24 protein-coding genes are annotated in these 24,788 nt (G+C 47.1%); 10 read left to right on the top strand and 14 right to left on the bottom strand.

Translation table 11 applies throughout. From position 1 onward, the window contains the following. Nucleotides 1-3 precede the first annotated feature (3 nt). On the bottom strand, nucleotides 4-192 hold the full coding sequence (locus tag L3Q72_RS11425) for a hypothetical protein (protein ID WP_275130076.1): 189 nt from the start codon (nucleotides 190-192) through the stop codon (nucleotides 4-6). A gap of 188 nt (nucleotides 193-380) precedes the next feature. Then, the gene (gene argA / locus L3Q72_RS11420) at nucleotides 381-1,718 is read right to left on the bottom strand and encodes an amino-acid N-acetyltransferase (protein WP_275130075.1); all 1,338 of its coding nucleotides are present in this window, start codon (nucleotides 1,716-1,718) and stop codon (nucleotides 381-383) included. Between the two features lie 150 nt (nucleotides 1,719-1,868). Here argA and L3Q72_RS11415 point away from each other — a divergent pair, with 150 nt between their 5' ends. The 4 genes from L3Q72_RS11415 to csdE all read left to right on the top strand — a co-directional run bounded on the left by L3Q72_RS11415 (nucleotide 1,869) and on the right by csdE (nucleotide 4,899). After that, nucleotides 1,869-2,324: a DUF2850 domain-containing protein gene (locus tag L3Q72_RS11415; RefSeq protein ID WP_275130074.1), complete on the top strand. Its 456-nt coding sequence runs from the start codon at nucleotides 1,869-1,871 to the stop codon at nucleotides 2,322-2,324. Next, nucleotides 2,325-3,437: a murein transglycosylase A gene (mltA, locus tag L3Q72_RS11410; RefSeq protein ID WP_275130073.1), complete on the top strand. Its 1,113-nt coding sequence runs from the start codon at nucleotides 2,325-2,327 to the stop codon at nucleotides 3,435-3,437. An 83-nt stretch (nucleotides 3,438-3,520) separates the two neighbouring features. Beyond that, the gene (gene tcdA, locus L3Q72_RS11405; RefSeq protein ID WP_275130072.1) at nucleotides 3,521-4,327 is read left to right on the top strand and encodes a tRNA cyclic N6-threonylcarbamoyladenosine(37) synthase TcdA; all 807 of its coding nucleotides are present in this window, start codon (nucleotides 3,521-3,523) and stop codon (nucleotides 4,325-4,327) included. A 137-nt stretch (nucleotides 4,328-4,464) separates the two neighbouring features. Further along, nucleotides 4,465-4,899, top strand: a complete 435-nt coding sequence (gene csdE, locus L3Q72_RS11400; RefSeq protein WP_275130071.1) for a cysteine desulfurase sulfur acceptor subunit CsdE — start codon at nucleotides 4,465-4,467, stop codon at nucleotides 4,897-4,899. A 4-nt stretch (nucleotides 4,900-4,903) separates the two neighbouring features. Here csdE and L3Q72_RS11395 read toward each other — a convergent pair whose 3' ends face one another. From L3Q72_RS11395 to L3Q72_RS11385, 3 genes are read right to left on the bottom strand one after another with little or no spacing between them, the layout of a single operon-like run. Then, nucleotides 4,904-5,776 carry a U32 family peptidase gene (locus L3Q72_RS11395; RefSeq protein ID WP_275132099.1) on the bottom strand — a complete coding sequence of 291 codons (873 nt, stop codon included), beginning with the start codon at nucleotides 5,774-5,776 and terminating at the stop codon, nucleotides 4,904-4,906. A 23-nt stretch (nucleotides 5,777-5,799) separates the two neighbouring features. Then, nucleotides 5,800-6,813 carry a peptidase U32 family protein gene (locus L3Q72_RS11390; RefSeq protein WP_275130070.1) on the bottom strand — a complete coding sequence of 338 codons (1,014 nt, stop codon included), beginning with the start codon at nucleotides 6,811-6,813 and terminating at the stop codon, nucleotides 5,800-5,802. A gap of 37 nt (nucleotides 6,814-6,850) precedes the next feature. Next, the gene (locus L3Q72_RS11385) at nucleotides 6,851-8,890 is read right to left on the bottom strand and encodes an EAL domain-containing protein (protein WP_275130069.1); all 2,040 of its coding nucleotides are present in this window, start codon (nucleotides 8,888-8,890) and stop codon (nucleotides 6,851-6,853) included. A gap of 240 nt (nucleotides 8,891-9,130) precedes the next feature. Here L3Q72_RS11385 and L3Q72_RS11380 point away from each other — a divergent pair, with 240 nt between their 5' ends. From L3Q72_RS11380 to L3Q72_RS11360, 5 genes are read left to right on the top strand one after another with little or no spacing between them, the layout of a single operon-like run. Continuing rightward, entirely contained in the window at nucleotides 9,131-9,658 is a 528-nt protein-coding gene (locus L3Q72_RS11380) for an SCP2 domain-containing protein (protein ID WP_275130068.1), read from the top strand. Continuing rightward, the gene (locus tag L3Q72_RS11375) at nucleotides 9,642-10,145 is read left to right on the top strand and encodes an N-acetyltransferase (protein ID WP_275130067.1); all 504 of its coding nucleotides are present in this window, start codon (nucleotides 9,642-9,644) and stop codon (nucleotides 10,143-10,145) included. Before L3Q72_RS11380 ends, L3Q72_RS11375 begins: the two co-directional genes overlap by 17 nt. 9 nt (nucleotides 10,146-10,154) lie before the next feature. Next, nucleotides 10,155-10,556: a DNA polymerase III subunit psi gene (locus L3Q72_RS11370; RefSeq protein ID WP_275130066.1), complete on the top strand. Its 402-nt coding sequence runs from the start codon at nucleotides 10,155-10,157 to the stop codon at nucleotides 10,554-10,556. Next, nucleotides 10,546-11,001, top strand: coding sequence for a ribosomal protein S18-alanine N-acetyltransferase (rimI, locus tag L3Q72_RS11365; protein WP_275130065.1), 456 nt, complete (start codon nucleotides 10,546-10,548; stop codon nucleotides 10,999-11,001). The genes L3Q72_RS11370 and rimI overlap by 11 nt, the downstream gene beginning before the upstream one ends. A gap of 49 nt (nucleotides 11,002-11,050) precedes the next feature. Continuing rightward, entirely contained in the window at nucleotides 11,051-11,242 is a 192-nt protein-coding gene (locus L3Q72_RS11360) for a ribbon-helix-helix protein, CopG family (protein ID WP_275130064.1), read from the top strand. A gap of 15 nt (nucleotides 11,243-11,257) precedes the next feature. On the opposite strand, the gene L3Q72_RS11355 is transcribed toward L3Q72_RS11360, so the two are convergent. The 5 genes from L3Q72_RS11355 to L3Q72_RS11335 all read right to left on the bottom strand — a co-directional run bounded on the left by L3Q72_RS11355 (nucleotide 11,258) and on the right by L3Q72_RS11335 (nucleotide 18,823). Continuing rightward, a complete protein-coding gene (locus tag L3Q72_RS11355) occupies nucleotides 11,258-12,889 on the bottom strand; it encodes a SulP family inorganic anion transporter (RefSeq protein WP_275130063.1) in 1,632 nt (543 codons plus the stop codon). A gap of 121 nt (nucleotides 12,890-13,010) precedes the next feature. Further along, entirely contained in the window at nucleotides 13,011-13,319 is a 309-nt protein-coding gene (locus L3Q72_RS11350) for a hypothetical protein (protein ID WP_275130062.1), read from the bottom strand. A gap of 10 nt (nucleotides 13,320-13,329) precedes the next feature. Further along, nucleotides 13,330-14,664, bottom strand: coding sequence for an FAD/NAD(P)-binding oxidoreductase (locus tag L3Q72_RS11345; RefSeq protein ID WP_275130061.1), 1,335 nt, complete (start codon nucleotides 14,662-14,664; stop codon nucleotides 13,330-13,332). 27 nt (nucleotides 14,665-14,691) lie between these two features. After that, a complete protein-coding gene (locus tag L3Q72_RS11340) occupies nucleotides 14,692-16,581 on the bottom strand; it encodes a GGDEF domain-containing phosphodiesterase (RefSeq protein ID WP_275130060.1) in 1,890 nt (629 codons plus the stop codon). 118 nt (nucleotides 16,582-16,699) lie between these two features. Then, the gene (locus L3Q72_RS11335) at nucleotides 16,700-18,823 is read right to left on the bottom strand and encodes a methyl-accepting chemotaxis protein (protein WP_275130059.1); all 2,124 of its coding nucleotides are present in this window, start codon (nucleotides 18,821-18,823) and stop codon (nucleotides 16,700-16,702) included. A gap of 604 nt (nucleotides 18,824-19,427) precedes the next feature. Between L3Q72_RS11335 and prfC the strand changes: the two genes are divergently transcribed. Continuing rightward, complete coding sequence (prfC, locus tag L3Q72_RS11330; RefSeq protein ID WP_275130058.1) at nucleotides 19,428-21,017, top strand: peptide chain release factor 3; 1,590 nt, start codon at nucleotides 19,428-19,430, stop codon at nucleotides 21,015-21,017. 232 nt (nucleotides 21,018-21,249) lie between these two features. Here prfC and L3Q72_RS11325 read toward each other — a convergent pair whose 3' ends face one another. From L3Q72_RS11325 to L3Q72_RS11310, 4 genes are all read right to left on the bottom strand, one after another. After that, a complete protein-coding gene (locus tag L3Q72_RS11325; RefSeq protein WP_275130057.1) occupies nucleotides 21,250-21,681 on the bottom strand; it encodes a TadE/TadG family type IV pilus assembly protein in 432 nt (143 codons plus the stop codon). Continuing rightward, entirely contained in the window at nucleotides 21,681-22,172 is a 492-nt protein-coding gene (locus tag L3Q72_RS11320; RefSeq protein ID WP_275130056.1) for a TadE/TadG family type IV pilus assembly protein, read from the bottom strand. Before L3Q72_RS11320 ends, L3Q72_RS11325 begins: the two co-directional genes overlap by 1 nt. A gap of 13 nt (nucleotides 22,173-22,185) precedes the next feature. After that, the gene (locus L3Q72_RS11315; protein ID WP_275130055.1) at nucleotides 22,186-23,670 is read right to left on the bottom strand and encodes a pilus assembly protein TadG-related protein; all 1,485 of its coding nucleotides are present in this window, start codon (nucleotides 23,668-23,670) and stop codon (nucleotides 22,186-22,188) included. Nucleotides 23,671-23,820: 150 nt separating this feature from the next. Then, nucleotides 23,821-24,786, bottom strand: coding sequence for an ABC transporter permease (locus L3Q72_RS11310; RefSeq protein WP_275130054.1), 966 nt, complete (start codon nucleotides 24,784-24,786; stop codon nucleotides 23,821-23,823). Nucleotides 24,787-24,788: the final 2 nt, after the last annotated feature.

Below are 24,788 nucleotides of genomic sequence, written 5' to 3'. Positions count from 1 at the left end.
TAATCAGGCTTCAGCAAGTACAGCCTTAGAGAAGGTAATACTTTTGATCTGGTGCCTTTTTTGGCAATGAATAATCATTTTCTTAACACTTTCGTTAACCGGAAAAACGCAATGCACGTTCAGGCCGTTAAGAAAATCATTCTCCGCCATATCGATAAAACTCTGGGCAGAGTTACAAACTACAGTTCTCATACTTTAATGCTCATCAAGATTTATTATATGGGCCCGCCATCTTCCGTGTAGGGCAACATCCTTCTTTCTTGAGCCAACTGAGCAAATTCAATTCTATATATTTCCCGCTTAAAAAAAAAGCAGTTCAGCCATAAATAGATATAAAAAATTATCGGTTGATAGTTAGTTATTGATAATTAGGTAAATTTTCAGACGTCCAGAGCCAGTATTTTTGAGCGTCTTTGCAGGTTATACAGATCCTGCTTTTCCATCGGCAGATCGGAAACCTGAATTTCGTAGAAGCCCTGCTCCCTGAACCAGTGAAGGCTGTGAGTGGTCAGTACAAAGACTCTTTCGATGCCCAGAGATTTAGAGCGTTGCTTAACGCTGTTTAACAGCACCAGGCCACGGTTTCCGTCCCGGTAGTCAGGATGAATAGCCACACAAGCCATTTCGGCCATCTTGTCTTCTGTGTAGGTATAAAGAGCGGCACAGCCGATGATCAGGCCATCTTTTTCAATAATGGTGAATTTATGGATTTCCTGCTCAAGCTGCTCCCTGGAGCGGCGTACCAGAATTCCCTGCTCTTCAAGTGGACGGATCAGGTTCAGGATACCACCGATATCATCGATCTGAGCACTGCGGATCTGCTCGGCACTGGCCATAACAACCTGAGTACCAATACCATCAAAGGAGAACAGCTCCTGAATCAGCGCGCCATCAATGTTGTAGCTGATAAGGTGGCTTCTTGGAACACCGGCACGGCAGGCTGAAATGGCACCGCGTAAAAAGCGAAGGGTGCCTGTGCTGCTGTCTTTGGAGTGATCCAGTTCCTGCTCCACTTTTTTAAGTATTTTTTCTGCTTCACTAGGGAATAATTCAGCGATAACTTCCCCTTCTTCGTCCAGAATACCTTGCTCAGAGCAAAAGCCCACTAACTTATCGGCTTTAAGGCGGATGGCTATCTGAGTGGCGACTTCTTCCGAAAGCAGGTTAAAGGCCTCACCGGTAACGGAACCTGCAACCGGGCCAACAAGGGCAATTGAGCCCTGATCCAGAACCTGATTGATAGCTTCCACATCCACTCTGCGAACTTTACCGCTGTGACAGTAATCTATGCCGTCATCCACTCCCAGTGGCTGGGCCACAATAAAGTTCCCGCTGACTACATTCAGTTGAGTACCGGCCATAGGGGTGTTGTTCAGGTTCATTGACAGACGGGCTGTAATACAAAGTTGCAGTTGACCTGCGGCCTGCATCACCAGATTCAAAGCATGTTCGTCGGTAACCCGAATACCTTTGTGGTAAGGGGTTGTATGTCCATTTTGCCCGAGTATGTGGTTAATTTGCGATCTTGCTCCATGAACCAACACGATTTTTACACCCAGGCTGTGTAGTAGCGCAATGTCACTGATAATGTTCGTAAAATTTGCTGCTTCAAAGGCTTCTCCGCCCAGCATGATCACCATGGTTTTATCCCGGTGAGCATTAACATAGGGTGTGGATTGCCTGAAACCTTTTACAAGTTGGGTGCTTCGAATCTTCATATCAAATCTTCGTTGAAATTTTATGCTCTAATATTGAATTAAAATTCACTCATATTCAAATGGTTTTTCTATTTTGCAACAAGATATTTATGTTTGTATTAACTTAGCTCAGCTTGGTGTATACAATTAGATTAGTTATTGGTTTAGATTATGTTCGAGAAAGAGAGTAGTTGGGTGGAACAGGAATCTCAGCAGTTAAAAAAAGCGATAGTGCTTGTGGGTGGTCTGCTTCTTCTGCTTGTTTTGGGCGCGGGAAGTGTTCTGCTTAACCGCTATATTGAAAAGCAGGAGTATCAGAATAAGGTTCAGATCTACGGTGAGTGGATCGAGCAGGGTGTGCCACACTTTGCCAGAGACCGGTTTATCGTCCGCGAAGAGGGTATCTACGTGGAAGAGAGAATTGTTGATACTAAATATACATTTAACGGACGCGAGCTCAGATATCACTATGAAGGCAAAGAGTTTGTCTATAAAGTAAAAAATGAAGAAATGACAGAGTTGCAGAGAGTGGCTCCGGTCCATTATCAGTCTACCTTTCGCTTAAAGGGAACAGAGGAGCCGGACACAGAAGAGATGGCTGAAGAGTCAGAGCTATTGGCTAACTAAATGGAAAAATCAGTGCTTAAAACTTTTATTCCCCTTTTATGCGTTTCACTACTTTTTGGTTGTGCGCGCCCTACCGATCGCGGACAGCAGTATTTCGATACCGAATTTCGCAATACGCTGAATCAAGTCGGGACAGTTGAATCTGACCAGCCACGGGATTTTACCGCTTTCGAAAAACAGGCTGAGCAGGTCGTGACAAACTCACCTTCACTGGCAGAAAAATACCAGCCTTTGTATGAACAGCTGAATGCCTGGATTGTGCAAAGTGGCGACCCGTCTGAGCTGGCGAATTTCGGTGTTCAGTTTGCCCAGCTAGGAGGTGGAGACAAGCAGGGAAATGTTCTGTTTACCGGTTATTTTTCACCGGTTATCGAACTGCGTCATGAAGCTGATGACAAGTTTAAATACCCGCTGTATGCCAAGCCTGAGTGTAGCGATGACTGTCCGACCCGAGCGCAAATCTATGACGGTGCTTTTGATGGCTTAGGACTTGAGCTGGGTTATGCGGCCAATATGATCGACCCTTTTATTATGGAAGTGCAGGGCAGTGGCTTTGTTCATTTTGAAGATGATGACACGCTCCAGTACTTTGCCTATGGCGGTAAAAACAAGAAGCCTTATGTCAGCATAGGTAAGGTGCTGATTGAAAGAGGGGAAGTGCCGCGGGCTAAAATGTCGCTGAAAGCCATTAAAGAGTGGGTTCTGGCAAATGATGAGGAAACCGTTCAGGAGCTGCTTGAGCAGAACCCTTCATTTGTCTTCTTTCTGCCAAGGGAAGATGCCGCTGTGCGCGGGACCGCAGGCATTCCCTTACTGCCAATGTCGGCTGTAGCGGCAGACAGAGATTATATTCCTATGGGTACCCCTTTGCTGGCTGAAGTACCTCTGCTTAAGCCGGATGGCACATGGAGTGGCGTTCATGAGCTGAAACTGCTGATAGCTCTGGATACCGGCGGTGCGGTTAAGCAGAACCATCTTGATTACTATCACGGTATGGGCCCGAGAGCGGGAACCGAAGCCGGGCACTATAAGCACTTTGGCAGAGTCTGGAAACTGGGGCTGGAAAACACCTTTTCTGAGATGCCCTGGCTGATGCAAAAGCCACAAAAGTAATATCGGGTTAGCTGTAGACATTTCATAAAAGAGTGCGTATAAAACGCACTCTTCTTTTTTCTATCAATAGATCGGACATAGCTATGCGTGAACTGACAACCCCGGCATCAGAATCTTACGACCAGCGATTTGGCGGCACCAGACGCCTGTATGGTAATAGCGAAGTGGAGATTTTGCGCGCGGCTCACGTTTGTGTTGTCGGCATTGGTGGTGTGGGCTCCTGGGCGGTGGAAGCTCTGGCAAGAAGTGGTATTGGTGAACTGACGCTTATCGATATGGATGATGTCTGTGTAACCAATATTAACCGCCAGATCCATGCGATGACAGGCACAGTCGGTCAGGCAAAAGTGGAAGTGATGGCTGAGCGGGTAAAACTGATTAACCCGGATTGCAAAGTGAATCTGATTGATGATTTCATCACTCCTGAAAATGTCGGCGAGTACATTACCAAAGAGTTCGACTATGTTCTTGATGCCATCGATAGCGTAAAGCCAAAAGCAGCACTGCTGGCTTACTGCAAAAGAAACAAGATCAAGGTGATTGCTACCGGAGGCGCCGGAGGCCAGACCGATCCGACTCAGATTCAGGTAGCCGATCTGGCGCGCACTATTCAGGACCCGCTGGCAAAAAAAATCAAAGATAACCTGCGCCGCTTCTATAATTTCAGTAAGAACCCGCAACGCAAATTCGGTATCGACTGCGTATTCTCAACCGAGCAGTTAAAATACCCGCAACCAGACGGTTCGGTCTGCTCAACCAAAGCCACCGCAGAAGGACCAAAGAAAATGGACTGCGCGGCAGGGTTTGGCGCTGCGACTGTGGTTACGGCTACCTTTGGGTTTGTGGCGGTTTCTAGGATTATTGAGAAGTTGATAGCTAAGCATAGTTAATAGGCGATGGGGCGGGCTTTGCCCTTGAGGGCTATGGGCTATAGGGTTACCATAACCCCATAACCCCATAACCCCATAACCCCATAACCCCATAACCCCATAACCCCATAACCCCATAACCTCCAGGACCCTTTAACATGACCTTCCCAACCTCCCCATTCCCTTCCGAAATCACCACCAACGACATAGTTTCAGCCATGTCCTCCTGTCATTCCTGGGAAGACAAGTATCGCAAGGTTATTCAGTGGTCTAAAAAGCTGCCAAAGATGCCTGATGAACTCAAAACTGAGGAGCTGATGGTTGCTGGCTGTGAAAGTCAGATCTGGCTGGTAAGTAAGTTTGAAGACGGAAAGTGGCACTTCTGCGCAGATTCAGATGCCCGTATTGTGCGTGGTCTGATTGCTTTGGTAATGGCTGCTTATAATGAGAAAACAGCGGAAGAGATTCAGACGTTTGATATTGATGGCTATTTTGAACAGCTAGGGTTGATTGAGCATTTGAGTGCGTCGAGAGGGAATGGGCTTAGGGCTATCGTTGATAAAATTAAACAACTGAGTAATATAACCCCATAACCCTTTACTTAACCTCCAACCCCGCCAACTGATGCCAATACCCATTACACTGCCTGTCAGCAATCGTAACCGGGTTGTTGCCGCCTTCATTGGCTCGGAAGCTGTCAAGTTGTGAGAAGGTCTCAACGCCAAGCGGACTTAGCCTGACAACATCAACCAGTCCTTTCATGCTCTTTAGGTCGTTGATCAGGTTGTAGCAGTAACCGGACTGAGTCTGGATGCCGTTTAGGTTGAATACCGACTGGCCCTCCTGACTGGAAACCTGAAGTCCTGTGGGATAATTGATGCAGCAGGTTTCGCACTCATCCTTAGGGCGGTTTTCAGCGCGGGCTGTGAAGCAGCGGGCTGAATAGGCCAGAGGCAGGTAGCCGTGGCTGAAGACTTCTACTTCAAACTTATTGCGGATATCCAACTCTTCACACTGAATCAGGGTATTGCTCAGCCAGTCTCTGGAAAGCTCTACCGGCATACACCAGCGGGTCATTCCCTGTTTCAGGAATAGCTTAAGTGTATGAGCATTGTAGGCGTTTACTGCCGGGCCGACGACAAAAGGCACCTTCTTCTCAAAGGCCAGCTGAATCGCGGAGACATCATTGGCTTCAATGGCAAACTCGCCATTGTCGATGTACTTTTTCATCGCATTGACTTCACTTGGCGCTTCAAGCAGCGCCATGGTGGAAAGTACCACCTGTTTTCCTGCCGAAGAGAGCTCTTTGGCGATATCCAGCCAGTGCGGGAGTTTCATTTCTCGTCGCTTTGAACAGACAGACTCACCAAGGTAGATGATGTCTGCATTTGATGCCTTCGCTTTATTGTAAAAAGCTTCCACATCCTGTTTTGGCCAGAAATAGAGAAGCGGGCCAAGCGCATATTTCATTTGGTTATCCATTAGGCTCTCCATTACTGCCATTTACGGTGATAAGCACCAAGGGTGGTCTGAGTACCCTCTGATACGTTTGCCAGAGCGGCGTTCCAGGCATCTTTCACCTGATAAGCTTCCGGGTTGGCAAGGTAGGCATCTATCGCCGCTCTCCAGGTTCTGGTGACCTGCTCGACGTAAGCCGGACTTCGTTGTCTGCCTTCAATTTTAACTGAAGCAACATTGGCAGCAAAAAGCTCTGGCAGAAGGGAAAGCGTATTCAGGCTGGTTGGCTCTTCTAGTGCGTGATAACGCTTGGTTTCGCCATCTAAAGTGACATCAAAACGGCCTTTGCACAGTGTCGGATAACCTGCGTTCTCACCCGGAGCATATTTATCAATCAGTATGTCGTTCAGGCGCGACTCAAGGCCGCTTTCCGTTTCCTGCCAGCGTACATATTTAGCCGGAGAGCAGGCCCCAACCGTGTTCGGTGATTCACCCGTCATATAGGATGAAAGATAGCAACGGCCCTCAGACATAATACAAAGACTGCCGAAAGCAAAAACTTCCAGCTCAACGCCTTCAGGGATATTGCGTGACAGCTGTTTTACCTGATGAATGGAAAGTACACGCGGCAGAACAACCCGTTTAACATTGAAGTTATCCCGGTAGAACCGGACGGCAGACGAGTTGGTGGCTGATGCCTGAACAGACAGATGCAGCTCCAGATCCGGATAGCGGGTTGCCGCATATTCCAGAATGGCAATATCGGCGACAATCAGGGCATCGACACCCATGGCAGCCGCGTTATCCACCGCTTTGGTCCAACGTTCAAAACCGTCCGGATGCGCGAAAGTATTCAGTGCCACATGCAGTTTTCTGTTGTGATCACGTACATACTGGACCGCTCTTTCCAGTTTCTTTCCGGTGAAATTCAGGCCGGCGAAATGGCGGGCGTTGGTGTCATCTTTAAAGCCGATATAAACCGCATCGGCTCCGCAGTCAATTGCTGTTTTCAGTGCAGGCAGGTTTCCTGCCGGACATAAAAGTTCCATAGACTTAATTTGTTAGAATAATGGTTAAATTCGTTTCTTAGTTTTTGTATCTGCGGTTCATCGCAAACAGCTCTTCGACTTCCTGACGAGGCTGTGGTCTGTGGAAGTGGAAACCCTGAATTGAATGGCAGTTCAGGTTAGACAGCAGGGTTGCCTGTTGCCTTGTTTCGACACCTTCTGCCACAACAGAGAGATCCAGAGATTTACCCAGATTGATGATGTTTTCGATAACAGTGACCTGTTTCGGCAGCGTATCAATATCTGTGATAAATGCGCGGTCAATCTTAAGTTCGTCTATAGGGAACCGGGCCAGATAAGAAAGCGACGAGTAGCCTGTACCAAAGTCATCAATAGAGAGTGCAAAACCAAGATTCTTGATAGCATTCAGCATCTGAAGTGTGTGCTCACTATCGCTCATTACCGCGCTTTCAGTTAGCTCAAAGGTAATGCAGTTGGGATCCAGTTCCGTGGTTCTTAGCAGCTTTTCCATATAGTCGATAAGCTTGGCATTACCAAACTGTTCCGGCGACAGGTTAATTGCCACACGCCCCGGCAGTATGCCCTGAATCTTCCAGCGTTTAACTGTAGAGAATACATCGCGCATTACAACCCGGCCGATATGCTCAATAAGGCCGGCTTTTTCGGCAACAGGAATGAAAGCGCCAGGGCTGATATAGCCTTCTATCGGGTGCTTCCAGCGAATCAGTGCCTCGGCACCATTGATGCTGAAGTCTTTGGCATTAACCTTTGGCTGATACCAGACTTCCAGGCCGTCCTGTTGCAGTGCTTTTTGCAGTTCAATTTCCAGCCATAACCGCATCCGGGCTTCTTTATTCATCTGGTCATGGTATTTCACCAGACGGTTTCGGCCCCGGTTTTTAGCCTCGTACATGGCAGTATCGGCGTTTTGCAGCAGGAGCCGTGCATCGTTGCCGTCACCCGGGTAGCTGACGCTACCGATAGAGCAGGCAAGGCGTTTGCTAAAGTGGTGCAGATCAAAAGGCTGATTGATTAGCGAAATAATGCGTTCTGCCAGATATTCATCGGTTTTCGCCTGTTCCGGTTCAGGGAGGATAATACCGAATTCATCACCGCCAAGGTGTCCGAGGATGGCCTGCGCCGGAAGCAGTCGCTGAAGCCGGGAGGAGACTTCCTGAATCACTTTATCACCGATATGGTGGCCCAGTGAGTCATTGATATTCTTGAAGTTGTCAATATCCAGATAGAGCATCACCAGCGGAGTCTGGTTGTTGATAAAGTGCTCCAGCCGCTTAGTGAATCCATAGCGGTTATAGAGTTTGGTTAGGGAGTCGAAATGGGAATCATGGCTACTTTCCGATGAGCCTGAGTTGGTATCGTCGGCATCTTCAATAATAACGATATGAGAATCGTTACCCAGCACCAGAGTTTTATCTGCGCGCAGATGCACCTTTCGCTCAACACCACAACGTGCCCCTGTCATACAGGTAATGGAAGACTCTTCCAGCAGACCTGCCAGTCTGCCGTTAAATACGGTTTTGGTTGTCTCATCAATAAACAGCCTGCCCATATTTTCGCCCAGCAGATCTTCAGAGCTGTTAAAGCCCAGCAGACGCACGGCAACCGGATTTGAGGCAATAATGGTGTCGTTCTCTACCAGCAGAAATCCGTCGGGGATCAGGTCAGAAAGGGTATTAAACTTGGACTCAGACTCGGCCAGTGAGCGGGTCAGGATCTGCTTCTCTGATGTATCGATGGCATGGAAAGTAATAAGCTCAATGCGGCCATCAGTTAAAACAGGTGAAACGCTAAAATGCATGCTGGTTTCATGCTCATGGTCGTTGAGGGTGATTTCAGCCTCAACAGACTCGCCCTGAAAAGCACGATCATAATAGGGTTTTAGATGCTTGTAGAAGTTTTCACCCAGCACCTTAATATCGTTCATTCCCTGCAGTTCGTCTTTAGATAAACCGGCAATCTCACAGTACCGACTGTTTACACTGCTGTAATTGTGCTTGTTATCCAGCACAGCAAAAAGAAACGGACTTGGATCCGTTAGTTGTGAAAACCACTTTTGTATTTGCTTTAGCGCGGGCATCAATGAATTACCAAAATTTATACGAGTTTATACTGTGGAAACTACAAAAACAGTTATGCATCAATATTACTCTGCCGATACTTTTACAACTTATAGTACTATAACCCTGATAGCAGATATGTGAAAGCGCGGAAGTAAAATGGCTAAACACCCGACGCTATTTTTAAGAAATATTAGGATATTCCTGAGAATATCCACTATCATGGCGAAATTGAAGCAACAAACTAACGGAAAACAGCTGTGCTAAACAAGATTCGAAAGCATTTGGTTCACAATGCTGCAGGCATTTTGAGACCTCCAGTCCAGTTTTTACCTAAATCTGTTCAAAAAACCGTCCTCCTGGAAGGGCTAAAGCAGGTGTTTCATGAGTCTCTTGAAGATGGTGACTTTGAGTTTCTGGAAGACAAATGGTTAAGAGTTTCTGTCGTTGACCTGAACCTGAACTGGTTTATCAGCTATCAGGATGAGAAGCTTGTTGTTTCCGATAAAACTGAACAGGAAGACGTGAGTTTTTCAGGAAAGCTGAATGATCTTGTTCTTATTGCCGGACGCAAGGAAGACCCGGATACGCTTTTCTTCCAGCGCAGGTTAAGTATTGAAGGCGATACTGAGCTGGGACTGGAAGTAAAAAACTTAATGGACAGCATAGATCTGGATGCTTTGCCTAAGGCGTTGCAGGTCATGATTAACCAACTGGCAGACTTTGTTTACAAAGGTATGCAGGAAGAAAACCTTGATTCCGGGGACACTAATGCTTATTCGAACTGAAGCGCCTGCAGATATTCTGCCGGTAGACGCACTGCTTAAATCGGCTTTTGAAACAGAGGCTGAAGCCAGTCTGGTGATGAAGCTGAGAGAAAATGCAAAACTCACTCTGGCGCTGGTGGCCTGTAATGACGAAGGTGAAGTTGTCGGTTACGTTATGTTCAGCCCGGTTAGTCTGGAAGGTGAAGATCTGGGCTGGCAGGGAATGGCACCGGTGGCGGTAAAAGAAGAGTACCGCAATCAGGGGATTGCCGGCGATTTGATAAAGGAAGGTCTGGAGTCTTTGTATCAGTTTGGTTACTCAGCCTGTGTTGTGCTGGGGGATCCTGCTTTCTATGGTCGCTATGGTTTCAAAGATTCGGCTGATTTTGGTTTTAGTTGCGAGTGGGAAGTGCCTGAAGGTGCCTTCAGAGTTGCTGAGCTGGAGCCGGGTATTTTCGACGGGAAAAAAGGCCTTATTCAGTACAGCGAAGAGTTTGCGCAGGTTTAAGGCAGACAGATGACAAGAAAGACCCAGAGTTATCTGGCGGAAATGGGTATTGACTCCTGGACTCTTGAACACCCGGAACGAATAGAGGGCTATGAAGCCGCCCCTGTTGTGCTTGATGAAAACTGCAGGTTACTGCTGGTCTCTCCGGAAAAGCCGGAAGGCGAGATCGTGGTTATGTTTGAAAAGGTGCTCAAGAGCATTAAGCTGACGCTGGATCAGGCCAGACACATTTATCCGCACCAGCTAAATCAGATTCAGTCAGGTGGCCTGAAGTGGGTCTGGTTTTCCGGATGTGAAGCCAGCCCGCTGGAAGAGGCCAATATCCTCACCTCTCCTCTGTTAAACGAAATTGATGGTAATGTAGAGCTGCGCAGAGCATTGTGGCAGCAGATCTGTTCCTATGACTCATAAACTTATTCCGATGCAGCAAGCGCATCTGCCTCAGGTCTGGCAAATCGAAAAGCTTGCCCATACTCATCCCTGGTCTCAGTCTCTGATTAACGATCTTTCAAGCCGTGGCGGTTGTCATCACGTGCTGGTCGACAACAGGGACAATGTGCTTGGTTATTTCTATGCCCAGAATATTGTGGGCGAAGTCACTCTGCTAAATATTGCCGTTAACCCTGAAAAGCAGGGGCAGGGCATAGGCCGGGAATTGCTGGACGGTTTTCTTGAATACTGCGAGTCACAAAAGGCAGAAAGTGCCTGGCTTGAAGTGAGGGAAAGCAATGCCAGAGCAATAGCGCTTTATGATTCAGCCGGGTTTAATGAAGTCGACAGAAGACGGGATTACTATCCGGCTAAAAACGGAAAAGAAGACGCCATTATCATGAGCTACTTGTTTTTTCCCGGTTAAGCATGATAATTAAATGATAATCGAATGGTAATAACTGATAGATCTTATAATGGAAAATAAAAGCGCCCGACTTACTGTCCTTATCGACCCGAAGAAAAAACAAGCCCTTGAGCAGCTGTGTGCGTCTCAGGATATCACGCCGTCTCAGGTTGTCCGTCAGCTAATTCGTGATTACCTGAATAAACACGGTGTTGACTACGGACAAACTGATGCGGTGAATAATCCTCAGGTGAAAAACTAGAATTCTGGCGGGCGGTTAACCTGCGTTAACCGCTGCCTTTAGTTCCGTAAACCGGTTTTCCAGCCCTACCTGTTCCAGTACACCTGCCTTATGCAGTTTTTTCGATACTCTGGCGTTTGCGCCGGAAAGGCGGACGGTAATGCCTTTCAGCTTCAGCTGCTTAATCACATCCTCAAGTGTCTGAATGGCGGTGATATCCATAAACGGAACCTGCTGAAGATCAATAACCACGGTTTTCAGCTCTGTCTGTGTAACCGACAGCGCATGTTCAAACTGATCCACTGCTGCAAAAAAGAAGGGACCGTCAACGGCGTACACAAGCAGACCTTCAGGTAGTTTCTCAATACCGTGATATTTTAGCTGCCTTGAAATCCCTTTATCTGAGCCACCCTTCACTTCCACGCTGGCTGCCATTCTTCTTAAGAAGTGCAGCGTAGCCAGAATAACCCCGATGTTGACCGCAATGACCAGATCGGCAAATACCGTCAGGAAAAAGGTGATCAATAAGATGGAGACATCGGCTCTGGGGGCCTGCTTTACAATTCTTATAAAGTGTCTGGCTTCACTCATATTCCAGGCAACCACAAACAGTATGGCTGAGAGTGTTGCCAGCGGAATATGAACCGCTAACGGTGCCAGCAGCAGGAGTATCAGTACCAGAGTCACTGAGTGAATTATGCCGGAGACCGGGCTGTTGCCTCCATTGCGGATGTTGGTTGCGGTTCTTGCTATTGCTCCGGTTGCCGCAAAGCCGCCAAACAGAGGAGCGGCGATATTTGCCAGCCCCTGTCCGACCAGTTCCTGATTCGAGTTATGCTTTGTTCCCGCCATGCCGTCTGCGACTACGGCAGACAGCAGCGACTCAATGGAGCCCAGCATAGCGATGGTAAATGCCGGACCAATCAGTTCAATGATGTGTGCATCATTAAATGCGGGAAAGCTCAGCTCAGGCAGACCCTGAGGGATCCCGCCAAAGGCAGAGCCTATGGTTCTGACCGACTCAAACTCGAAAAAATACTGGATAAGCGTGCCGCAAATCAGGGCAATAAGCGGGCCGGGAACTTTACTTAAACCGGGAATACGGCCACCAAACACAACCAGAAACAGAGAAAGGCCGGCAAGCAGAGTCGTGGTGCTGTCGAACTGCGGAAGCACAGAGAACAGATGCAGGATCTTCTGGTGAAAATGTTCACCGCTAATCGCCGGGAGACCAAAAAAGTCGCGCCACTGACCGATCCATATTGTTACTCCAATGCCTGAAGTAAAGCCAATGATTACCGGGGCAGGAATATATTTGATTACCGCTCCCATCCGGGCAAGTCCCAGGCATACCAGAATCACCCCGGCCATCATGGTAGCGATTTGGAGACCATCTATTCCGTACTTTGCGGTAATTCCTGACAAAACCACGATAAAAGCACCGGTAGGCCCGGCTATCTGTAAGCGGCTGCCGCCAAAAAGAGAAACCATGATACCGGCAACAATAGAGGTATAAATTCCCTGCTCAGGCTTGGCACCCGATGCAATGGCAAAAGCCATGCCCAGTGGCAGAGCAACCACGCCAACAATAACGCCGGAGATAATATTTTGTAGCCAGTATTTTTGGTTGAGGAAACCAGAATGCTTTGCTTCGAGAATAGCAAACATCGCCCAGTCCTGATGTGTGAGTTAAATGATAATCGCATTATAATGCCATTATCATGTAATTTTGTGAGGACGATCAAAAAAGATCCTCATTCAGAGGATCTTTATGTGAGCTATATCGAGGCTAATCTTTGGACAGTAATTGCAGGTTTAGCCAGATATAGAAGGTGGCTCCCAGGATCACTCCGCCTATGGCTACCCAGTCCACAATGGCGTCGACATAGGCAAATCCTGAGTAGGTCAGGTACGGTGTTGCGAAGGCAGCAATGATACCGACAACGAATCCGATAACGACAGAGATGTTACCCGGAATATAGAAGGTCGTTGGCCTGAACACATAGCAAAGAATAGGAAGCAATATAAATGCAGCGACGGCCCACCAATAGGGCTTCAGACTATAAAGGATAATAATAATGGTGCTTTCAACTGACATAACTCCTCCTTTAAACCTTGCCGTCTAACATTGCGTAATAGGCGGGTTGCAGCATTTTTTCTTTCATAATCCAGACTACCCAGGACTCTTCTTTTGGTGAGATAAACGGGAATGAAGGCATCAGCTCACCACCATAACCAAATTCTGCCAGCATTGCCTTGCCGATGGCGGTGATCAGCGGACAGGAGGTGTAGCCGTCGAATTTGGCGCTAAGATCTTTATCTGCCAGAAATGAAAGTACGTTGGCTTCAACTACAGGTACCTGCTTTTTAACACTGGCTGCGGTCTTGCCAAAAGGTATCCCGGCCACGTCACCGGCCGCAAATATCTCCGGATATCTGAGGTGCTGCATTGTGTATTGATCCACTTCGACCCAATTACCTGCCATCTTCCCGCTTTGCCATACCAGTTCGCTGTTGCGAATGGCGTCTGGCGCACTCATTGGCGGTACAACATGGATAAAGTCGAACTCCTGAGTTTTGGTGCTTGCATCAGGAAAAGTGAAAGTTGCGGTCCGGTTGCCGGCGTCAATGCCGGTGAGAACCCGCTCGTCCATAAAATCAAGTTTCTGTTCTTTCCAGCGGTTCAGGACAAATTCATTGTAGAAGGGGACGGAGAAGACTCTGTTTTTATATGGGCTGACAAAGCTGACGTCCATATTCTTTCGCTTACCGCTCTGTTCAAATCTGTCCAGAGAGGTAAAGGTGAGTTTTAACGGCGCACCGGCACATTTTATCGGTGTATTTGCCAGGGTGAAGATCGCTTTGCCCTGTCCCTTATGGATAAACTGAGTCAGCATATTATTGGTGTTGGCGGCTGCATCCGGCCCGGCGTATACGCTGCCAATACCGTTTTTACCGATAAGGTCGGTGGACATGCCTTCTATCTGGTCATAATTTAGCTGGCAGCCGGTGGCGATAATCAAAAGGTCATAATTCAGTATCTGACCATCGGTTAAGGTGACTCGTTTATTATCGGGGTCGAACTCCTGCGCATCTTTGGCTACCCAGTTAACGTTATCCGGCAGCCACTCTTTAGTTTGGGTTATTACGCGGCTTTTATGCCAGACTCCGGAGGCCACCAGAGTCAGACCGGGTTGATAAAGGTGAGGAATGCGGGCACCGGCAATGGTAATTTTTGCCCCGTCCAGTGAATTATTGAGCCGGTTGGCTATGGAAATACCAGCAGCGCCGGCACCAATAATCAGGATGCTGGCGGAGGTGAAATATTTCTCAGCGGCTGCTTTTTCATAGGGAAGCATGGTGAGCAAGCCTGCACCGACGCCAAGTTTAAGGAAACGCCTCCTGTCTAATACCTGTAGGTAGTCAACAATCTTTTTGTCCATAACGCTCCCTTATTTTACATTTGCTTATCAATATAAACTTAGTCGCTGGAGTGGAATATGCGTGAGACTTAGCTCCGGTTTTATAGCCATAAAACGTTTTTCCAGAGTTTTACTGATGAAGCTTCGGTGATTCTTTAGCGGGAATATTTCTGAAGCGGATTGAGGCTTAGAAAATAGGTACCCTTGTGCCTCATCACCCCCCAGTTGCTTTAGAAGTTTTAACTGGGCCTTTGTTTCCACTCCTTCGGCGATAACAGACAGGCCTAGGTTATGCCCTAGCTCGATAATTGACTTTACAATAGCTCTGTCATGGCTATCGTAAGTAATGTTATCAATGAAGGACTTATCGATTTTTAAGGTATCAGCTTTAATTTTTCTCAGGTATGCCAGTGATGAGTAACCTGTACCGAAGTCGTCAATTGCGATACTAAATCCGGCTGATTTTAGTTTGTCGAATAGGGACATAACCCGGTCTGGGTCACTAATCAGCAGAGATTCGGTAACCTCTAACTCAATCATCGACGGGGAGATGTTTTGTCCATACAGTATACTTAACATGTTTTCATAAAAGTTCGAGTTTTCTATCTGCTGTACAGAGATATTAACTGCAATACGACCACTGAACTCTTTTTGCTCAGACTTCCAACGATGGAGCTGTCTGCAGGCCTCTTTCAGCACCCAGTTACCTATGGATGTCATCTTCTTGTACTTCTCAGCAACAGGAATAAATTCAGCAGGACTGATAAAGCCTAGCTCAGGATCATCCCATCTGAGTAATGCCTCCATTCCATCCACTTTTCCTGTTTGAAGATTCACTTTTGGCTGGTAAACCAATGATAGGTTGTTGCCTTGTATCGCCTGGTCAAGTTTTCTTGCCAGCTTAAATTCTCTGCCATAAATTCTGCCCAGTGCATCAGTGTATGCTGTATAACTCTGGCTGTTTAATTTGCTGTTATACATTGCCATATCAGCCCGGATTAGTATCTTTTTGATTGATAGCCCATCAAGAGGCCACATGGCAGAACCTATACTGACTCCCAGAAAGTTATTTTTATCGTGGATCACAATTGGTGAGTTGAATGAGTCAGCAATTTTGTTTGCCAACTGAGCGGTTGATGTCTCATCGGCATTTTTGTGGACAACTACATACTCATCGCCACCGACTCTCGCAACAAAGTCCCCTAACGGAATGATTTGCTGTACTCGTTCGGCAACTTTTTGCAGTGCTTTATCTCCTGCAATGTGGCCGTAGGTATCGTTAAGCTCCTTAAAGTGATTTAGGTCGATAAACAGTACAGAGAAGCGGTTTTCATCAATGCGGGGCATACCTGTCAACCGGTCAACTTCCTTAAGAAAATAAGCCCGATTAGGTATCCCGGTCAGGCTATCGTAATGCATCAATTTCCTGACACTTTTTTCAGCTTCTTTCTGGGTGGTGATGTCTTTTTTTTCCGAAAGAAAGCAGATGATATCGCCACAGGAGTTGGTGATCGGTGAAATAACCGCTTCTTCAATATACTCGTTACCATTGCGGTGACGATTTATCAATTCGCCTTTCCAGCATTCCTTTGCTTTAAGATTACGATGCATTTCCTGATATGTTCTAGCTGGCGTTTTTCCTGATTTCTGAATATTGGGATTTTTTCCCAACACCTCATCAGATGAGTAGCCACTCATTTGCTCAAATTTTTTGTTTACGTAGACGATACGCTTACGATCATCGGTGATAACCACTGCATTCGAACTCTGGTTAACTATAGAGAAGAATAACAAATACTTTTCATCCGCAGACATATCCGAAATAGTGCCATTACGAACACAGGATGAATGCAATGATGGTGATAACTCAATATTTCCGGTTACTACATCCATAAGCCTGGACTTAAACGAATTATCAGTGTGCTTTGTACCTTTCATTCTCTGCTCTTTGTGTTATATACGGAGCTCTTTCCGCATGAGGGAAAAACTCAGGTACTGTTTATGTGCCTGAGAGTTAACTTGATTATTAATCATTAGGTTATCTTGGCTTGGCCAGTTAACGAGCGTGAGCAATTTCGAATCTGCCCACTAGTTGTTCAAGTCGGTTAAGTGCGTTCTGCATTAGGGTTGTCCGACGGGTAAGCTGTTGTGATGAGACAATTAACTGTTCGGAAGATACCTGAGCCTGATCGACTGTTTTGCCGTGTTCAATGCTGGTCTGAGCTATTCCATTGATTATTCTGAACAGTTCATTTACCGTGCTGTGTAAGGTTTCACTGCCCTCTGCACCAGTCACCATCAGGGCGTTGTTCTCCACATTTTCAATGCCCTGCTGCATATAACTCACGGCTGTCTGGGACTGCTGACGAAGCTTCTGCAACATGCTGCCGATATTATTAGCCGCTTTAGATGTTTTATCGGCCAGCGTACGCACCTCGTCTGCAACAACAGAGAAGCCCCGGCCATGCTCTCCTGCTCTGGCTGCTTCAATTGCAGCGTTCAGTGCCAGTAGGTTTGTCTGGTCGGTTATTTCAGTAATAATGTCAACAATGTCCGTGATTTTCTCCATTTCGGAATTCACTTCATTCACACTTTGTGCTGACGCTTCAACGATATCTTTGATGCCATTGGCGTTCTCTACCGCTCTCTGGTAGTCCTTTGCTGCATCGTTGATGGTTTCCTGCATCACTCTGTCCATCTTAATTGCCGATTGGTTTGCGCTCTCAATATCTGTCTGCTGTCCTTTACTGAGTGTCAGCATATCGTCAATGGATGAGCAGGTATCCTGACTGGCACTTGTCAGAACCTGACTACGGCGGAACATAGACTCTGAAACCCGGTCTACCTCTTTACTTGCAAAAACCAGTTCGGTCATCACGCCTTCCAGATTGTCAATAAAGCTGTTGGTCCAGCGGCCGAGCCCTCCAATTTCATCAGCTCTCAGGAATGTAGGATCCAGCCTTTGTGTCAGATTGCCATCTCCTTCCGCAAGCGTACGGATAACATTAGTCATCTGCTCAACCCGTTGGGATAAGGGATTTGCGCTCATCTGTTTGAAGATAAAGGTCATAAGCAGACAAATAAGTCCGGTAGTCCCCCATAAAACAAAATCAGGAAGAGTAAAGTAGTGGGCTAGCAGTTGCGGAAGGAACGCGGCCGCCATGACGCCAAATGCAAAATGCATGGTCTGCGAAAAAGAAAGGCTGCGGTGACGATAAACCTCTTCCAGGTCCGATTCACACATCATACCCCAGCGGTCTGGAGAACCCGGTAACTGAAAGGTGACACCTTTACCGATAACCGGAATATGCCTGTAGTCGGAATAACCAGGATACTCGATAAATAGGTTTTGACCGTTTTTGATTGTCTCCCTTACCCCAGGGTGAAGTTCGTTGGTAGCCGGATCTGTGAAAATAATCTCAAACTCAGTATGTTTGCTTACCTTAACTACACCATAATCGGTATTCACCCCTTGTTTCAGGTTTTCTCCGTGAGAAAAGGTATCGTCCTCAAACCTTGAGCGGGAAAGCGCTGTACCCGGTTTAATGTTAGTATCGTGTCTGGAATCGACCATAAATAGGTAGTTGTCGCCCGATTCACTGTAGATGTGTCCCGCTTCACGCTGAATAATGTCACCAATCACATCGTTAGGCACCCGGCCACAGAGGCAACCCTGTTCTTCACCTTCTTCACCAAACGGCTGATAAAACATCAGTGTTACTGCATCGTGGAATTTCGAACTTGATGGGCCAACAGAAAGAGTTCTGTCGTCAACATACGGGCCATGCAGGTATGGTTCACTACGTCCCTGCTCAAGAGCTTTATCATTAGCTATCATTTTACCGATGTGAGCACTGTGAGATGAATGGATAGTTTTGCCCCTGCTATCAACGATAAATAATTCGGAGAAATCCTTTCCCCGCCCTTCCAGGCGTTTCAGAGTACTATCTCGCTCGGCAGGTGACTTACTGGAGAGATAGAGTGCAGCGTTGTTTAAAAATGACCACTGGTTGCTGGCCCAGTTTTGAAGCAGGTTAACCCGGGTCTGGGCAATATTCTCAAAGGTTTGTTCCAGTTCACTTTTCCTCGTCCTGTTAAGGTAGCAGGCTTTGCGCATTGCTAATTTACCTGTTTTCCCCAGTAAGGGCAGCCAGCGTAGTTCGCTCTGTGTCAGATTCATACCAAGTCCATTTTGTTATCTTTGTCACAATAATGCAGCGTAAGAGCAACATTCGTGCCTATGAATTCCATTGTCTCTATTGTGTTGATTTGTATGGTTATTTTGTTGGGCCTAAATAGTGCGCCAGTAAAGTCTTTGCACTAAATTAATGCTTTCCAATGAGTGAGCGCACGGTAATGGTGCTTTTTGCGATATTGTGTTGCATGGAGTGCTTGGGGTGAGGGTATTTTATGGAAATGAATTATGTTGACAGAATTAAATCTTGCGCAAGATCTTGTTGCCGCGTACTTATTATAGGCAGGTGACGGGCATAGAGACGTTTTCAGTATGATATCTCTCAATTACAGTGCGTTATCTTGTCCATGTTTTAATTTATGCACTATCACTGAGCATTTGCTCTATTTGTAAGCGTCTATTATTCAAGTCTAACACTAAAGCGTTTTATTCAATGTGAACGGGTTTAACTTGAAAAATAGAGCTAACTTAAGATAGCAAATGAATTGATGACCTCATTTTGGTATAGTTGCGCCAAAATTTTTTTTGCTATTCCAACATACGAAAGAAATATGTACATGCATGTGTACATATGTTGAGATTTACTAAAATGACAAATGCCAAAATGCTAGATGAAATAAGCTCTAGAAGGACTTTTGCTATCATCTCTCACCCGGATGCGGGTAAAACAACGATTACTGAAAAAGTACTGCTGTTCGGACGCGCAATACAGTCTGCGGGTACAGTTAAGGGCCGCGGCTCAAGCCAGCACGCGAAATCTGACTGGATGGAAATGGAGAAAGAGCGTGGTATCTCGGTAACCACATCTGTAATGCAGTTCCCATACAATGATTGTCTGGTAAACCTTCTGGATACTCCGGGGCACGAAGATTTCTCGGAAGATACCTACCGTACACTTACCGCTGTTGACTCCTGTCTGATGGTTATTGACGCTGCGAAAGGTGTAGAGGATCGTACACGTAAGCTGATGGAAGTTACCCGTCTGCGTGATACGCCGATCGTTACCTTTATGAACAAGCTTGACCGTGATATCCGTGATCCTATGGAGCTGCTGGATGAGGTTGAGAGCGAACTGAATATTGCCTGCGCACCTGTTTCATGGCCGATCGGTTGTGGTAAAGAGTTCAAGGGTGTTTACCATATCCACCGTGACGAAACGATTCTGTATGCAACGGGTCAGGGTCATACGATTCAGGAAGAGCGTATTATCAAAGGTCTGGACAACCCTGAGCTTGAAGAAGCGGTTGGCGCGGATCTGGCTGAGCAGCTTCGCGATGAGCTTGAGCTGGTGCTGGGTGCTTCTCATGAGTTTGATCAGGAACTCTTTATGGCTGGCGAGCTGACGCCGGTATTCTTCGGTACTGCACTGGGTAACTTTGGTGTGGACCATATGCTTGACGGCCTGACAAAATGGGCTCCGGCACCGCTTGCACGTAAGGCAAACGAGCGTGAAGTGGAAGCAGAAGAAGAGAAGTTCTCTGGTTTTGTATTTAAGATTCAGGCAAACATGGATCCTAAGCACCGTGACCGTATTGCATTTATGCGTATCGTATCTGGTACCTATAAGCAGGGCATGAAGATGAACCATGTTCGTCTTGGTAAGCAGATTAATATCTCAGATGCGGTAACCTTTATGGCGGGTGACCGTTCCCGTGCTGAGAACGCTTATGCGGGTGACATCATCGGTCTGCATAACCACGGTACGATTCAGATTGGTGATACTTTTACTCAGGGTGAGTCTCTGAAGTTCTCTGGTATCCCTAACTTTGCGCCTGAGCTGTTCCGTCGTATTCGTCTGAAGGATCCTCTGAAGCAGAAGCAACTGCTTAAAGGCCTGGTTCAGCTTTCGGAAGAGGGTGCGGTTCAGGTATTCCGTCCGCTGCAGAATAACGATCTTATTGTTGGTGCGGTTGGTGTGCTTCAGTTTGATGTGGTTGTGGCCCGTCTTAAGTCTGAATATAACGTGGAAGCGATTTACGAGAGTGTAAACGTGGCAACAGCCCGCTGGGTTGAGTGTGACGATGAGAAGAAGCTTGAAGAGTTTAAGCGTAAGAATCAGGTGAATCTGGCACTGGATGGTGGTGATAACCTTTCTTACGTTGCGCCGACTATGGTGAACCTGAACCTTGCGAAAGAGCGTTTCCCTGATGTGGATTTCCGTGCAACGCGTGAGCATTAATTAGGTAAGCCACAAGAAGTCTGGTTACTTTTTTAGTTGGTGTAATTTGGGCGGACAGGTGAAAGCGGCGTAATATTTCAAAACGCTGTAAATACATCCATGTACGCTCCAACTTTTCTTCCCTGAAAAGTAGGTTTGAAATATTACACCGCTTCCACCTATCAGATTCAGTGGAATAACGCATAGTAAAAAACGGAGCTGCCTGGCTCCGTTTTTGGTTATGAAGGGGTCATTAAAAGTAAATCGTGCTGGTTGCCGTGCTGGTTAGTGTTATTGAATTAAATAGCAGCATAAAGGATGTGAAGTTGTAGGAGACGGTAACGGATACCTCTTCTCCGGGATCTTTATTAATCGTTTCCCAGTTTACGCTGACGGAGAGGTTTCCCAGCGGTGATTTCTGACTCAGGTAACTGGCTACCGAAGACTGAGTTGCCGGGGCATCTGAAGCACGCAAACTGTCTAAAGCGGCGTTACTTCCTCTGACAGAAGCATATCTGGCTCCGTCTCTGGCTGCGTGAGCTACACTATTGTAGCTGTAGATATAGCGGCCACCTTCTGCGACGGCAAACAGAAGAAAGATAAAAGCTGCCGATACGATTGTAAACTCTACGATAGCGATCCCTTTCTGAGCTTTTTTGTAAATATTTCCCATATATCGACGCATTACTGAGCCCTCATTCTGGCAACACGAGTAAAAGTAAGAGTTTTAGGTAGCAGAGGAAAACCGGATATGGTTTTAAAGGTTCTGGTTGTTGTGGTTTGGATATAAACCTCCAGATGTTCACTGCAAGCCGCAGTGCATGCAGCTGCCGTTGGCTCAAGAAATGTTTTGTTTTCAGCAAAAATAGTAGGATCGTAGCAGCGGCAAAGCCTTTCAACCTGAGTGGTTATTGCATCTGTTTCACCGGAATGAATGGTCAGGTTGGTTGCTTCTCCCTGAGCTACTGTTTTTATTGCGGCTTCGTCGATAGCTGAGCTTAAATCAACCTGCTGATAAGCACCATAGGCTGCGGAGGCTCTGGCTGCTCCTGAGGTGGTAATGACCTCGAAGGCCACCCGTCCGTAGTCTATTGCAATGAGCAAAATAAATAGAATTATCGGAAGCGCTAAGGTCAGTTCAGTCGCTGCCAGACCTTTTTGTCTTTTTAACATCATATGCACTCCTTACTCATTCAACTAAGGTGATTTCAGTGTAAGGGTCTGATCCGCCACTGCCGCCACCGGATCCACCGCCGCTACCAGCAGGGTAGGTAATATTGAAGACGGAGCCACTGGAGACTTCAACGAACTTGGCAATAAATACTGAGTCTACACCGGTAAGGCCGACCTGATTGGGACCTAACGCCGAGCCACTGGACAGCTCAAGGAACTGGTGAGGAGCATAGAAGGTACCGCTGAGTATGGAAGCAGCATTTGAGTTGATGGAGTTAGCTGGTTTGTCCTGAGGCTTTGGAGTCTCTGGCGACTCTCTGTCTGAGAACCAGATCATGCCCTGGTAAGCTTCGTCAATCTCACTTTCACAGCTACTGCTGCTTGCCTGAGAGCATGAGGTCAGTTCTATGTTGCCCGAGTTAACCTCAAGCGACCAGAAATCTTTGGAGTCAGACTCATTGCCGTCACATTCAGATTCACAGGTGTTGTAGATAAATACGCCATCGCCTGAGATCTTACCGTCATCACCATCGACTACCAGACCACCCCCACGCAGGATATAAGTGCCTGGTTCCATGGTGACTTCCACATCTTTTACAAATATACCGCCGCAATACAGCCCAGGCTCAATGGTGTCATCTGAGTTTTCTATGGTGTATGGTTCGTACCGGCCGCTATCTGCTTTTCCCCGGCATGACTCTTTACTGGAGCTGCACTTGTTATCTGCTCCTCCATTGGATGGGCAGGCAGTGTTGTTGTAATCCACGCTTGGCGGATCCAGGTCGGCCAGAGGGTCAGAGATAGGGTCGGCGTCATCGTCTATACAGGCATCTGAGCTTGGATCCTCAGAGCAGGTAATATTGTTTTTGCCATCTATTCCGCCAACAACATTGACGTCAGACGCTATCATTGAGGAGCCGTCTACATAAAGGCCCTTGCTGTCGGTGGAGTTAACATGTACGCCGCAGTTACCGTTGAGTGTTGAGCCACTGGTAACATGCATGGCTTTTTCATAATTAGGAGCCAGAGCATAAATACAGTTCAGGGCTGCGCCCGTAATAGCGCCATTTGCCACTGCTCTGACACTGTAATTAAAGGTATTAAATCCCAGCACGCTCAGGAAAACGGTTGGTGAGTTGTCGGAAATGATCACTTCCACAAAATCATCATTTCCGGCATAAAAGCCGGATGTCGGCGGGTTATTGACAGAAACGCTTATACCGCCATCACCGTCGGTAAAACCGTTAGCAGCGGCTTCTGCTAATCCGTAGCCTGTTATATCTTCATCTGTATGTTCTTCATAAATCTCATAGGCTGCAGCCATTGCAGCGGCATCCGCAGCTGTCTGAGCCTGACGATAATCTGAGTACGCCGTACCGGTATCAACGGCCAGGCCGACCATCCCAAGGATAAAAACCATACCAACAGCAAGAAAGATGGTTATTAAGCCCCTCTGTCTTGCAGGGCCATAACGATTTTTGGTGTAAGAGTGTCTGTTCATAGCGTACATATCTGAAGAAAACTACGTACTATTAGTTTAGTTCATCCTGATGGAAACGTTGCTTTGACAGGGGGGCAGGGGAGAGAGTTTTGTCAGAAATTTGTCAGAAAAAGAAAAGCCGTTGCTGAAACAACGGCTTTAAAGTAGAAGTTATTCGCGTTCCTTAGTATACGGAACACCAACAGCCTTAGGACCAACCGCTTTACCGATAAATCCGGCAAGCAGCAGTACCGTCAGAATGTATGGGATAGCTTCGATTGCCTGAACAGGAATTTCAAAGCCGCCGATAGCCACGCCCTGAAGGCGGATAGCCAGTGAGTCCAGGAAGCCAAACAGCAGACAGGCACCCAGAGCAGTAAATGGCTTCCACTTACCGAAGATAAGTGCTGCCAGAGCCATATAGCCTTTACCTGCACTCATGTTTGGAATGAACTGTGCAGTTTGTGCCACGGACAGATAAACGCCGCCCAGACCAACCAGAATGCCACAGATAACCATAGCGGCGTAGCGCATGCCTACAACTGAGATACCGGCGGTATCAACGGCTGCTGGCGATTCACCAACCGCACGCAGGCGCAGACCGAAGCGGGTTCGGAACATCACAAACCATGCCAGTGGCACAATCAGAACAACCAGATATTCAATCAGTGAGTGACCGCTCAGAAGTTCAGAATAAAGAAGACCAATCACAGGGGTATCAGCCAGCTCTTCTGCGAACGGGAAGTTGATTGGAGCAAAGCGAGCATCGCCTGATAGTGATGGCGTCTGACCACCCATATCGTACCAGTAGCGGCCCAGAGTTACGGTAAGGCCAGCTGCCAGAATGTTGATCGCAACACCACTTACTACCTGATCACCACGGTGGGTGATAGAAGCAAAGCCGTGAAGCAGTGAGAAAAGTACTGAGATAAATACACCCGCGCACATTCCCATCATTGCCGAGTTGGTTTCATATGCTGCAGCTGCGCCAACAAAGGCAGAAATCAGCAGTTTACCTTCCAGGCCGATGTTTACAACACCGGAGCGTTCACTGAACAGGCCTGCCAGTGAAGCCAGAATTAACGGAGTTGCTACACGGATGGTGGCATCCAGCATTAAGATAATCGTTTCAAACATGA

Origin of the sequence: Vibrio sp. JC009 (genome assembly GCF_029016485.1) — a bacterium.
GTDB lineage: Bacteria > Pseudomonadota > Gammaproteobacteria > Enterobacterales > Vibrionaceae > Vibrio.
The sequence above is the reverse complement of the archived record's forward strand: the minus strand, read 5'-3'. Positions and strand labels throughout refer to the sequence as shown.

What these genes read in the sequence shown, in the direction of transcription:
- L3Q72_RS11335 (WP_275130059.1), bottom strand. Translation starts at nt 18,823, where the DNA reads ATGAATCTGACACAGAGCGAACTACGCTGGCTGCCCTTACTGGGGAAA.
- L3Q72_RS11350 (WP_275130062.1), bottom strand. Translation starts at nt 13,319, where the DNA reads ATGTCAGTTGAAAGCACCATTATTATTATCCTTTATAGTCTGAAGCCC.
- L3Q72_RS11325 (WP_275130057.1), bottom strand. Translation starts at nt 21,681, where the DNA reads ATGCGTCGATATATGGGAAATATTTACAAAAAAGCTCAGAAAGGGATC.
- prfC (WP_275130058.1), top strand. Translation starts at nt 19,428, where the DNA reads ATGACAAATGCCAAAATGCTAGATGAAATAAGCTCTAGAAGGACTTTT.
- L3Q72_RS11320 (WP_275130056.1), bottom strand. Translation starts at nt 22,172, where the DNA reads ATGATGTTAAAAAGACAAAAAGGTCTGGCAGCGACTGAACTGACCTTA.
- L3Q72_RS11355 (WP_275130063.1), bottom strand. Translation starts at nt 12,889, where the DNA reads ATGTTTGCTATTCTCGAAGCAAAGCATTCTGGTTTCCTCAACCAAAAA.
- L3Q72_RS11310 (WP_275130054.1), bottom strand. Translation starts at nt 24,786, where the DNA reads ATGTTTGAAACGATTATCTTAATGCTGGATGCCACCATCCGTGTAGCA.
- argA (WP_275130075.1), bottom strand. Translation starts at nt 1,718, where the DNA reads ATGAAGATTCGAAGCACCCAACTTGTAAAAGGTTTCAGGCAATCCACA.
- L3Q72_RS11315 (WP_275130055.1), bottom strand. Translation starts at nt 23,670, where the DNA reads ATGAACAGACACTCTTACACCAAAAATCGTTATGGCCCTGCAAGACAG.
- L3Q72_RS11415 (WP_275130074.1), top strand. Translation starts at nt 1,869, where the DNA reads ATGTTCGAGAAAGAGAGTAGTTGGGTGGAACAGGAATCTCAGCAGTTA.
- L3Q72_RS11385 (WP_275130069.1), bottom strand. Translation starts at nt 8,890, where the DNA reads ATGCCCGCGCTAAAGCAAATACAAAAGTGGTTTTCACAACTAACGGAT.
- L3Q72_RS11345 (WP_275130061.1), bottom strand. Translation starts at nt 14,664, where the DNA reads ATGGACAAAAAGATTGTTGACTACCTACAGGTATTAGACAGGAGGCGT.
- rimI (WP_275130065.1), top strand. Translation starts at nt 10,546, where the DNA reads ATGACTCATAAACTTATTCCGATGCAGCAAGCGCATCTGCCTCAGGTC.
- L3Q72_RS11370 (WP_275130066.1), top strand. Translation starts at nt 10,155, where the DNA reads ATGACAAGAAAGACCCAGAGTTATCTGGCGGAAATGGGTATTGACTCC.
- L3Q72_RS11360 (WP_275130064.1), top strand. Translation starts at nt 11,051, where the DNA reads ATGGAAAATAAAAGCGCCCGACTTACTGTCCTTATCGACCCGAAGAAA.
- L3Q72_RS11375 (WP_275130067.1), top strand. Translation starts at nt 9,642, where the DNA reads ATGCTTATTCGAACTGAAGCGCCTGCAGATATTCTGCCGGTAGACGCA.
- L3Q72_RS11395 (WP_275132099.1), bottom strand. Translation starts at nt 5,776, where the DNA reads ATGAAATATGCGCTTGGCCCGCTTCTCTATTTCTGGCCAAAACAGGAT.
- csdE (WP_275130071.1), top strand. Translation starts at nt 4,465, where the DNA reads ATGACCTTCCCAACCTCCCCATTCCCTTCCGAAATCACCACCAACGAC.
- mltA (WP_275130073.1), top strand. Translation starts at nt 2,325, where the DNA reads ATGGAAAAATCAGTGCTTAAAACTTTTATTCCCCTTTTATGCGTTTCA.
- L3Q72_RS11390 (WP_275130070.1), bottom strand. Translation starts at nt 6,813, where the DNA reads ATGGAACTTTTATGTCCGGCAGGAAACCTGCCTGCACTGAAAACAGCA.
- tcdA (WP_275130072.1), top strand. Translation starts at nt 3,521, where the DNA reads ATGCGTGAACTGACAACCCCGGCATCAGAATCTTACGACCAGCGATTT.
- L3Q72_RS11425 (WP_275130076.1), bottom strand. Translation starts at nt 192, where the DNA reads ATGAGAACTGTAGTTTGTAACTCTGCCCAGAGTTTTATCGATATGGCG.
- L3Q72_RS11340 (WP_275130060.1), bottom strand. Translation starts at nt 16,581, where the DNA reads ATGAAAGGTACAAAGCACACTGATAATTCGTTTAAGTCCAGGCTTATG.